The organism is Streptomyces sp. NPDC057099 (assembly GCF_042671245.1).
GTDB lineage: Bacteria > Actinomycetota > Actinomycetes > Streptomycetales > Streptomycetaceae > Streptomyces > Streptomyces purpurascens.
The window spans coordinates 1-9018 of record NZ_JBHUTX010000092.1; the positions used below are offsets into that span (position 1 = coordinate 1).

Genomic DNA, 9018 nt, shown 5'->3' on the forward strand with positions numbered 1-9018 from the left:
CGATGGTCGACCAGCTGTCGGCGTTCGCCGGCGAGGTCACCCGGGTCTCCCGCGAGGTCGGCACGGAGGGCCGGCTGGGCGGTCGGGCTCAGGTCCGCGGGGTGTCGGGGGTGTGGAAGGACCTCACCGAGAACGTCAACTTCATGGCGGACAATCTCACCTCGCAGGTCCGCAACATCGCCCAGGTGGCGACGGCGGTCGCCCAGGGCGATCTGGGCAAGACGATCACGGTGGAGGCCAAGGGCGAGATCCTGGAGCTGAAGTCGACGATCAACACGATGGTCGACCAGCTGTCGGCGTTCGCGGGCGAGGTCACCCGGGTCGCCCGCGAGGTCGGCACCGAGGGCAATCTGGGCGGGCAGGCGCAGGTCCGCGGGGTGTCGGGGGTGTGGAAGGAGCTGACGGACAACGTCAACTTCATGGCGTCGAACCTGACCTCGCAGGTCCGCAACATCGCGCAGGTGACGACATCGGTCGCCAACGGCGACCTGTCGAAGAAGATCACCGTCGATGCCCGCGGCGAGATCCTGCAGCTGAAGGAGACCGTCAACACGATGGTCGACCAGCTGCGGGCGTTCGCCGACGAGGTCACCCGGGTCGCCCGCGAGGTCGGCACCGAGGGCCGGCTGGGCGGCCGGGCTCAGGTCCGCGGGGCGTCGGGGGTGTGGAAGGACCTCACGGACAACGTCAACTTCATGGCCTACAACCTGACCTCGCAGGTCCGCAACATCGCCCAGGTGGCCACGGCCGTCGCCCAGGGCGATCTGTCGAAGAAGATCGACGTGGACGCGCGCGGCGAGATCCTGGAGCTGAAGACCACCATCAACACGATGGTCGACACGCTCTCCTCGTTCTCCTCCGAGGTCACCCGCGTCGCCCGGGAGGTCGGCAGCGAAGGGCAGCTGGGCGGCCAGGCGCGTGTCGAGGGCGTCTACGGCACGTGGAAACGGCTCACCACCAACGTCAACGAACTGGCGCTGAATCTCACCACCCAGGTCCGGGCGATCGCGGAGGTCGCCAGCGCGGTCACCCAGGGCGACATGTCCCGCGCCATCACGGTCGAGGCGCAGGGCGAGGTCGCCGAGCTGAAGGACAACATCAACCTCATGGTCTCCAACCTCCGCGAGACCACCCGCGCCAAGGACTGGCTGGAGTCGAACCTGACCCGCATGGCCGGACTCATGCAGGGCCACCGCGACCTCGTGGAGGTCGCCGACCTGATCCTGCGCGAACTGACCCCGCTGCTGAACGCACAGTTCGGCGCGTTCTTCCTGGCCGAAGCGGGGGCGCCGCCCGGCGAGGGACTGCAGTTCATCGCCGGATACGGCACGGACCAGGCCGGCGGGGGCAGCCCGCTGCCGGGCACCGGCACCCCGGGCCGCGGGCTGATCGCACAGGCCGCGCAGGAGAAGAAACGCATCCTCATCACGGACGTCCCACCCGACTACATCACCATCAACTCCGGACTCGGCACCGCCCGCCCGGCCAGCATCGTCATCCTGCCCATCATCTTCGAGGACGAGGTGCTCGGAGTGATCGAGCTGGCCTCGCTCAGCAAGTTCAACGATGTGCACCTGGCCTTCATCGACCAGTTCGTCAACACGATCGGCGTCTCGACCAACACGATCATCGCCAACTCCCGTACGGAGTCGCTGCTGTCGGAGTCCCAGCGGCTCACCTCCGAGCTGCGCGAGCGGTCCGACGAACTGCAGCGCTCCAACGCCGAACTCGAGGAGAAGGCCGCACTGCTCGCGACCGCCTCGCAGTACAAGTCGGAGTTCCTGGCGAACATGTCGCACGAACTGCGCACCCCGCTGAACTCCCTGCTGATCCTGGCCCGGCTGCTCGCCGACAACCCCGACGGACACCTGGCCGAACAGGAGGTGCAGTTCGCGACCACCATCCACCGCTCCGGCTCGGACCTGCTCCAGCTGATCAGCGACATCCTCGACCTGTCGAAGATCGAGGCCGGGCGGATGGACGTGCGCCCCAAGACCCTTCCGCTGATCAAGCTGCTCGACTACGTCCACGCCACCTTCCGGCCACTGACCATCGACCGCGGCCTGGGCTTCGAGATCGCCGTCGAGAAGGACGTACCGGCCGAGCTCTACTCCGACGAGCAGCGCCTGCAGCAGGTACTGCGCAACCTGCTGTCCAACGCCGTGAAGTTCACCCACGACGGCCATGTGGAGCTGCGCGTCAGCCGTGTGCTGGGCATGCACTTCACCGAGGAGACGCTCAAGAACGCCGAGGCCGTGATCGCGTTCTCCGTGAAGGACACCGGGATCGGCATCGCCCCCGACAAGCTTCCGATGATCTTCGAAGCGTTCCAGCAGTCCGAGGGCACCACCAACCGCAAGTACGGCGGCACCGGCCTCGGCCTGTCCATCAGCCGGGAGATCGCCGGAATGCTCGGCGGCAAGATCGTCGCCGAGAGCGAGCCGGGCGTGGGCTCCCGCTTCACCCTCTACATCCCCGCCCTCCACCCGGGCCCCACCGCCGTACAGGGCCCCGCGGACCTGCGCACCGTCGGCACCGCGCCCGCCCTTCCCCCGGAGCCCGCGCCGCCTGCGGCCACAGTCGCGGGCACCTCACCCGGGCACATGCTCGACAGCACGGAAGCCCTCCAGCCCGACACCCGGGCCCCGCATCTGCCGGAGGACCTGACGGGCGGACAGACCACTGCGGAGGACCTGACGGGCGGACAGACCACTGCGGAGGACCTGACGGGCGGACAGGCCACCGAACCCGCCAACGGCCGCGAGGACACCTGGCCGGAGACCACCCGGCTCAAGGAATGGCTCAGCGGCCGCCCCGGCCGTGTCCTGGCGGGCCGCCGCATCCTCATCGTCGACGACGACATCCGCAACGTCTTCGCCCTCACCCACGCACTGGGCCGGGTCGGCATCACCGTGCGGTATGCGGAGAACGGCCGTGAGGGCCTGGAGGTCCTGGAACGTGCCGCTGACGTCTCCCTGGTCCTGATGGACATCATGATGCCGGAAATGGACGGTTACGAGACCATCCGCCATATCCGGGACACCCCTCGTCTCGCGCACCTGCCGATCATCGCGCTCACGGCCAAGGCCATGCCCCAGGACCGCGACAAGGCGATCGAGAGCGGTGCCAACGACTACGTGCCCAAGCCGGTGAACATCGACCGCCTGCTCTCGGCCATCTGCGACCTGCTCGACCCGCCGGACGACCCTCCGGCCCCCGCACAGGCCCCGGACACCACCGCCGACGATCCGCCCGAGGACGCACGATGAACACCAACCTGGCCAATCCCAGCAGCATCCTCATCGTCGACGACATGGAGGAGAACCTCATCGCCTTCGAGGCCGTACTGGGCCCGCTGCACCAGCACCTGGTCCGCGCGCGCTCAGGCGAACAGGCCCTGAAGGCCATGCTGAGACAGGAGTTCGCCGTCGTCCTCCTCGATGTCCGCATGCCCGGCATGGACGGTTTCGAGACCGCCGCCAACATCAAGCGCCTCGACCAGACCAAGGACGTCCCCATCATCCTGGTGACCGGAACCGAAGGCGGCGCCGACTACGCCTACCGGGGATACGCCATCGGCGCCGCCGATTTCATCGCCAAGCCGGTCGACCCCTGGGTGCTGCGCACCAAGGTCACCGTTTTCCTCGATCTGCACCGCAAGAACCGCCAGTTGGCGATGCGCGCGACGGGCACGGACACGGACCGGCTCACAGAGATCGCCCAACAGCTCACCGAGATCAAGATACTCCTGCGCAACAGACCGGAAGCGGAAGCCGACACGGCAGCACTCGCCGACCGCATCGCAGAGGTGGAGCGCGCGGTGGGAACCCTCCTGCCGGAACGCACCGGCACTGAGTAAGGACATTCGGCTTCCGCTCCGCACCCGCACCTGCACCTGCACTGAAACAAGGCCTGATTGGGTTAAAGGAATAGGTTAAATCACGAGGTAAGGATTGCTAGGGTGGCCGTGCGAAGGGAGATCCGCATGGCCACCGAGGAAGAGCTGTTCGCGTCCGTCGACGCCCTGTTGGAAGAGGAGCCGCAGCTCCCGCCTCCGGCGGAACGCGCCCGGCTGCGTGAGGCCGCCGGTATCACCCAGGCCCGTCTCGCTCTCGCGCTGAAGACGTCGACGCAGACGGTGAAGAACTACGAGAACGGCAGGAGCGAGCCGAAGTCGCCGCGCCTGGAGGCGTACCAGCGCCTGCTCAACGGCTGGGCGGCGAAGTACCCCGCGCACGGCGCTCCCCCCACCACGCCCGCCCCGGTCCCGGATCCGAAGCCGGATGAGCCGGCCACGCTCACCGGCCAGCCCGTCCCCGAACCGGAGAGCGCCGTGCCGGTGGAGACTCCCGCAGTCCCGACCACCCCCCAGCGCCCCGCCCGCCCGGCGATGTCGTCGCAGCGCCCGGCCGCACCGAGGGCCGCGAAGTCCACCGTCGACTCCGGCTTCCCGCACGGTCCGCTCGCCGTCCTGGACGGTGACGGCTCCGCATTCGGCGTCGACGGGATCGTGCTGGACTGCCCCGCCTCCACGGTCCCGGAGCTGGTGGAATGGACGCTGCGCGAGTCAGGGCTCGGCGCGTCCAGGCTGCACCGCAACGGCCGCGATGCCGACCCGCTGATCGTGCTCACCGCGGCCGCCGCCGTGAAGCTCGGACTGCCCGAGCGGTTGGAGGACCGCAGGGGCCTGCGGCTGGCGGAGGATCACCCCGTCGTCAAGCAGGTCACGAGAGCGAAGTGGAAGCTGACCAAACGCGGATTCGGCCCGTGGGCCCGCGTGTACCGCCCGGCCCAGGGCAATCAACGGCAGTGCGTGCAGCTCGCGATCCTGCCCTGGGACGCCCTCGACGAGCGGTCCTGGCCCGGCGTGACGGACTTGGAGCCGGCCGACATCGCCCGCGTCCTGGGCGTCTACGCACAGCGGGTCCTCACCCCGCGCGGGTCGACGGCCGTCTCCGGCCTGGAACTGATGACAGCACTGCGCCCGCCCACACGCGCGGTGCAGGATCGTACGACCGGCCAGTGGAGTTCGGGGCACAACCCCGGCTCGCTCGGAACGGAACCGATCGACCCGGCCCCACCGGAATGCGTCCCTGAGCACCCCCTGGTCGTGCACCACGACTGGAAGGGCGGCTTCCTCGACGAGGAGGCCTACCAGTGGGTGCGCGACGTCAACCTCCTCACCGGGGACGAGGTCTCCCTGCCCTGGGCCCTCGGGCTCGACCTGAACACCGCCTTCCTCGCCTCCGCCGCCCGCCTGGTGGTCGGCCTGTCCGCCCCGGACCACTTCCGTGCCCCGGTGTTCAACCCGAAGATTCCCGGCTCCTGGCTGGTGGACCTCTCGCACGTCGAGCTGGACCCGCGTCTGCCCAGCCCGTTCACACCGTCCGGCACCCCTCCCACCGGACCGGCCTGGTATCAGACCCACACCGTCGCCTACGCGCAGGAACTGGGCTACAACGTCCAGCCGCTGGAGGCGTACCTGCGCCGAGAGACCGGCGCCTACCTGGACCCCTGGCACGAACGGCTGCGGACCGCGTACGTCGACACCATGGCCGACCTCGGCGTCACCCGGGACCTGGACGACGGCGCGTTCCTCGCGGCGATGGAGCGGCACAAGGAGACCGACCCGGCCCTGGCCGCCGTGCTCGCCGCCATCAAGGCCACCGTGAAGGGCGGAGTCGGCAAGCTCCGTGAGCGCCCCCAGGGCAAGGACTACCGGGAGGGCGATGCGTGGCCGGCCATGGAGCGCCCGACCTGGCGCCCGGACATCCGTGCCGCGGTCATCTCCAAGGCCCGGGTCAACATGCACCGCAAGCTGCACAACATGGCCAGGATGACGGGCCTGTACCCACTCGCCGTGCTGTCCGACTGCGTCGTCTACCCCTCGCCGTCCCGCTCGCCGATCGACATCCTCCCCTACAGCACGTCCGGCAAGCCCATCCCCGGCACCTTCCGCCTCGGCCCCACCCCGGGCCTGGCGAAGTTCGAAGGCGTCCAGGAGATGTCCTGGGCGGTCGACCTGATGGAGGCGGGCTACAACCCCGCCCGCCACATCAAGGGCGGCGACGCCGTCCTGGAAGAGGGGGAGTGACCGGTGACGGAGATCGAGGACGCGATCGAACGTGCGGACCGGGAGTCCTTCACCCGGGAACCACCCAAGACGCTGAAGGGCCAGATCGGCTATCTGATCCGGCAGTTGGGCAGCGCGAAGGCCGTCGCCCAGGAGATCGGTGTCACCGCCGACTCCGTCAACCGCTACCGGCGCGGCGCCCGCAAGCACCCCCGCGTCGACGTCGCCGCGAAGATCGACGAAGCGGTACGGGCCCGCTGGCAGCCGCAGGTACGCAAGCGCCGACAGCGGCAGGCCGCCACCACCGGCGGGATCACGGTGGAGACGAGGGCCCGCTTCGGCTACACCGCGCCGATCGGCACAACCGACGACGGTCGCTTCCGCCGCCTCACGGTGCACCTCCCACCGGAGTACGCCGGCCGCCTGTTCGACGCACGCGAGGCCGGCGCCACCGACCAGCAGATGCGGCAGATCATCGCCGACGGATTCAAGGACGTGTACTTCCAGGACGGCGGCGCCCGCGCGATGGGACTGTCGGACGTCGCCATCAACGACATCGACTACCTGGATCTCGACTACTGACACAACCCCCCGGAAGACACGGCAGCTCGACGGACCCACGGACGTCTTGCAGAGCGGCTGCATAAGATCGTCGGCATGCCACTGCGACCTGTCAACGTGAACATGAAGGCTCTTGACGACTCGGCGGTCGGCCGATTCTGGGCGGAGGCGCTCGGCTGGGGCGTTTCCAGCGAGGGACCCGGTGTGACCAACGTTGAACCCGTCGGTGGCTACGTGTGGCCGGACCCGATCGCCATCTGCGTCGACGTCGTCACCGTCCCCGAACCCAAGACAACGACAAAGAACCGCGCGCACCTCGACCTCGCCACCACCTCCGTGGCCCATCAGACCGAGTTGATCGCGCGCCTCCAGACTCTCGGCGCGACGCCCGCCGACGTGGGCCAGGGCGACGTGCCGTGGACGGTCCTCGCCGATCCGGAGGGCAACGAGTTCTGTGTGCTGGAGCCGCGGGAGATCTACCGTGACACCGGTCCGATCGCCGCGGTGGTGGTCGACTGCGTGGATCCCCGGGCCATGGCCCGGTTCTGGGGCGAGGCGACGGACTGGACCCTGCACGAGGTGACGGACGATCAAGCGGTATTGCGCTCCGCCAAGGGCGTCGGCCCGTATCTGGAGTTCCTCCGCACACCCGGCGTGAAGACTGTGCCGGACCGCGTTCACATCGACCTGCTGCCGTACCCCGGTGACGACAAGGCAGCAGAGGTGGCCCGCCTGCGAACCCTCGGCGCCACCGACCTCGACCTCGGCCAGGGCGACGTCCCCTGGACCTGCCTGACCGACCCGGAGGGCCACGAGTTCTGCGTCCTCGGCCGGCCCTGACACGCAGCCTTGGCGACACCCCGAAACGTGGGCCCTGTCTGCTCATGTGCCATGCCCCTGGCTGTGTTGGGCAGCGGCTTCTCGGCCGATTCGGGCGGCGAGAGCTGACTGCAGTGGGCGAGACCAGCTCACTGCCCGACTGCGATTCGACGTCGACCGTAGGCGGGAGAGTGCGGGGCGGGGAGAAGCGGGTGGCTGTGTCGGTGTCTACGGGCTCTGGTCCACTTCTTGTGGTCCCGTACGCAGTGTGACGGTCGATCTTCCTGTGGCGGGGGTGAGCTCGCCGGAGAGCCGTGCGACTGGAAACGCCCCTCCTACGGCCAAGGAGTTGAGCGGCCACGCTGTTGGTGGGGTTCCGCGCTGTTGTGTGGTGGGTGTGGGGGTGGTTTTCCAGTGCTGTGTTGTTCCTGTTGTTTCTGTCTGTGTAGGTACCGGGTGGGGTGGTGTGTGGCTGGATTCCGGTGGTCGGTGGGGGGAGGTTTGGTTGTTTCGCTGGGTCCTGGCTGTGGGGCCGTGCTGGTGTGGGTGGTGCTGGCTGTCGTATGGGCGGCGGGGGGTCGTCGTGGCGGGTTCGTGGCGTTGCGGCAGGTGAGTGGGCGGTGGGTCGGCCCCACGGCGGGACCAGCCGTCATGGCTGGCGGGGTTGGGGGCTGGTGAGGATCGGGTGTGTACTGACGCGGTGGATGTGCACCGGCGGGTGGCCGGCCTGATCAGTGGGTGTTGCGGTCAGTTGACGGGCTGCTGGGGTATCCGGTAGATGCTCGCGGTGTCCTGGTCGCGGGCGTGGGGTTGCTTGCGCCGGCGGCCGGGCGGTGGGCTTTTCCGGTGTCGTGGTGCGGTCATCGAAGCCGTCACCGAGTCGTTCCGTCTCGTCCGGGCCAGGCCGCGGTAACAGCTCAGGATTTCGTATCGAGGCCGTGTCCGTCCAGGTCACCCGCTGATGTATCCGTAGACGCCTGCGTCCGGGTGCCGCAGCATGGCCTGGCGCCCGTTCGGCGTGGCCTGCGCGGCGGCGATCCTTTTGGCTCCTGCGGATGCGCAGGATGCGACGGCGGTGTCCAGGTCTGGGACGGCCAAGGTGGCCGCCGCCCGGGCGAATCGCTTCGCAATCTCATCGGGCCCGCTGAATGGGAGGAATGCACCGAAGCCGGCAAGCTGCAGGTCGGCGAACTGGAACCGGGCTGCGGATTTGCCGGTCAGCCGTTCGTAGAAGCCATGGCCGCGTCGAGGTCGTTCACGTGCCGCCGAAGAACAGCAGAGGTGTTTGCCACGACCACGTCATGGCGGTTGGTGGGATCGCTCATCTGTCGGATCCCGGAAGCCGCGACTGGACAGATCCCTCCCGGTGTTGCTGTCTGTCCGCCACGTTCGCTGACGGGGGCGGCATCGCGTTGAATCCTGGTCGGCCGGTTGGCGGGCCGGGCCGCGTCGACGGCCTCCGCGACCTGACGCATCGCACGCGGGCAGCATTCCTCCGCCATGCCTGCGATGGTGGCGCGCAGGCACAGTGCGGCCGGTCAGGTCTGGTCTGCGGTGCGCAGGGC

Annotated in this window: 5 protein-coding genes; all 5 read left to right on the top strand. The window is 68.8% G+C overall.

Going from position 1 to position 9018, the window contains the following annotated elements:
- A partial coding sequence (locus tag ACFT4A_RS42045; RefSeq protein ID WP_382841881.1) for a HAMP domain-containing protein occupies positions 1 to 3269 on the top strand: 3269 nt, incomplete at its 5' end.
- On the top strand, positions 3266 to 3859 hold the full coding sequence (locus ACFT4A_RS42050; protein WP_382841884.1) for a two-component system response regulator: 594 nt from the start codon (positions 3266 to 3268) through the stop codon (positions 3857 to 3859). The genes ACFT4A_RS42045 and ACFT4A_RS42050, both read left to right, overlap by 4 nt.
- A gap of 126 nt (positions 3860 to 3985) precedes the next feature.
- Positions 3986 to 6094: a telomere-associated protein Tap gene (gene tap, locus ACFT4A_RS42055; protein ID WP_382841887.1), complete on the top strand. Its 2109-nt coding sequence runs from the start codon at positions 3986 to 3988 to the stop codon at positions 6092 to 6094.
- Positions 6095 to 6097: 3 nt separating this feature from the next.
- On the top strand, positions 6098 to 6655 hold the full coding sequence (gene tpg, locus ACFT4A_RS42060; protein ID WP_382841890.1) for a telomere-protecting terminal protein Tpg: 558 nt from the start codon (positions 6098 to 6100) through the stop codon (positions 6653 to 6655).
- Positions 6656 to 6730: 75 nt separating this feature from the next.
- A complete protein-coding gene (locus ACFT4A_RS42065) occupies positions 6731 to 7474 on the top strand; it encodes a VOC family protein (protein ID WP_382841893.1) in 744 nt (247 codons plus the stop codon).
- Positions 7475 to 9018 lie beyond the last annotated feature (1544 nt).

Excerpts from the sequence above, each read along its gene's own strand:
- ACFT4A_RS42050 (WP_382841884.1), top strand. The coding sequence starts at position 3,266 with ATGAACACCAACCTGGCCAATCCCAGCAGCATCCTCATCGTCGACGAC.
- tap (WP_382841887.1), top strand. The coding sequence starts at position 3,986 with ATGGCCACCGAGGAAGAGCTGTTCGCGTCCGTCGACGCCCTGTTGGAA.
- ACFT4A_RS42065 (WP_382841893.1), top strand. The coding sequence starts at position 6,731 with ATGCCACTGCGACCTGTCAACGTGAACATGAAGGCTCTTGACGACTCG.